General features: G+C 35.2%; 1 protein-coding gene. It reads left to right on the top strand.

Annotation, left to right across the window (positions count from 1 at the left end; genetic code table 11):
- The first annotated feature begins 491 nt into the window (after positions 1-491).
- A complete protein-coding gene (gene ltrA / locus I4V16_RS17270) occupies positions 492-1,838 on the top strand; it encodes a group II intron reverse transcriptase/maturase (RefSeq protein WP_242966648.1) in 1,347 nt (448 codons plus the stop codon).
- Positions 1,839-1,924: the final 86 nt, after the last annotated feature.

A 1,924-nucleotide genomic window follows, 5' to 3' on the forward strand; every position in this document is an offset into this window, starting at 1 on the left:
TAAGTGCGCCCAGCATGGGCGTACACTAATCGGTGAAAGTCCGTAACGGGGGCTGATAGTGCCAACCGTATAGCTTAAGACAAGGGTGTCTATCGTGAGGTAGAATCTGAAGGAAGTCGGCGGCAAACCTTTGGTCTGAGGAACACGAATCACATGAGGCTTAATTTAGTGGGTAAGCTTGCTTAACAAAGCAAAGCCCAATAACTATCCGAAAACTGATTAAGTAGATGTGGCAGATAGATGAAGGGAAAGTGTACGTTCTTACCTGGGGAGGTCTGATAATACATCAATAAGTAGATGAAATTTCGAAATTGATAACCTATATAGTGATATATAGCTGAATTATCAGAAGTCAGCAGACGTCATAGTACTTTCGCTAATCGCGATAGCGAAGGGAAGGACTGAACATTAGAAGGTTTACAACTTTGATAAATCTAAGAATTATGAAGAAAGCAGAAATTCCCATAAGGAATCTGACTGTGGAGGTAGAAATGGAAGTTCGAGATAAACAGAAGGTGCAGAGTAAAATCGTAGATTTATTAAATAGAGAAAGCGTAAACGATGAGTTATTTGATACTAGTAGGTTACTTGAAGATGTGCTTGAAAGAAATAATATGCTTGAAGCAATGTATAGAGTAATTAGAAATAAAGGTAGCTATGGAATTGATGGCATGAAAACCGATGAACTTCGAGAGCATGTCAAAAAGACTTGGGCTACAGTTAAAACTAAACTGCTAGAGGGAAAATATAATCCATCTCCAGTAAGGAGAGTAGAAATTCCAAAGCCTGATGGAGGAGTAAGATCACTTGGAATACCAACAGTACAGGATAGAATGATTCAACAAGCCATTGCACAAGTACTTAGTAAATTATACGAGCCTACTTTCTCTGAAAGTAGTTTCGGATTCAGACCTAATAGAGGTGCAAAGAATGCTATTAAACAATCAGAAACATATATAAATCAAGGATATAAGTGGGTTATCGATATGGACTTAGAAAAATTCTTTGATAAAGTGAACCATAACATACTAATGGGGAAACTTGAAAAGAAAATTAAAGATAAAAGACTTCTGAAACTTATAAGAAAATATCTAGAAAGTGGAGTTCTTATAAATGGAATTAAAGTATCAAGTGAAGAAGGAACGCCACAAGGTGGGCCACTTAGCCCATTGTTAGCAAATATAATGCTAGACGATGTTGATAAGGAACTTGAGAAAAGAGGGCATAAGTTTTGTAGATATGCTGATGATTGCAACATATATGTCAAGAGTAAAAGAGCGGGTTTGAGGGTAATGGATTCTATAACAAGAATTATTGAAAATGAACTTAAATTAAAAGTAAATAAAGATAAGAGTGCAGTTGATATTGTAAGTAAAAGAAAGTTTTTAGGATTTTCATTTTATTTCGTTAAAGGCGTAGCCAAAATAAGAATACATGAGAAATCAATTAAAAGATTTAAAGAGAAGGTAAAGTCCATAACTAATAGAAACAGAGGAATATCTATGGATTTAAGATTACTTAAACTAAATGATTCTATTAAAGGATGGATTAATTATTTTGGAATAGCTAACGCTAAGCGGAAGCTGTTGGAACTAGATAAATGGATTAGAAGGAGACTACGTGCTTGCATATGGAAGCAATGGAAGAAGATTAGAACTAGATATAGAAATTTAGTGAAATTAGGAATCGATAATTGGAAGGCATGGGAATATGCCAATACAAGAAAAGGCCACTGGAAAATCTCCGGTAGCCCAATTCTAAGTAAATCACTTCATAATAAATATCTAGAATCAATAGGATTCGTTAGTCTTACACAAACATATCAAATGAAACATTAAATTCTAGTGAACCGCCGTATACCGAACGGTACGTACGGTGGTGTGAGAGGACGCTAAATAAAATAATTATTTAGCTCCTACTCGAT

It is taken from the genome of Clostridium sp. 1001283B150210_160208_E6, from assembly GCF_015669365.1.
GTDB lineage: Bacteria > Bacillota > Clostridia > Clostridiales > Clostridiaceae > Clostridium > Clostridium paraputrificum.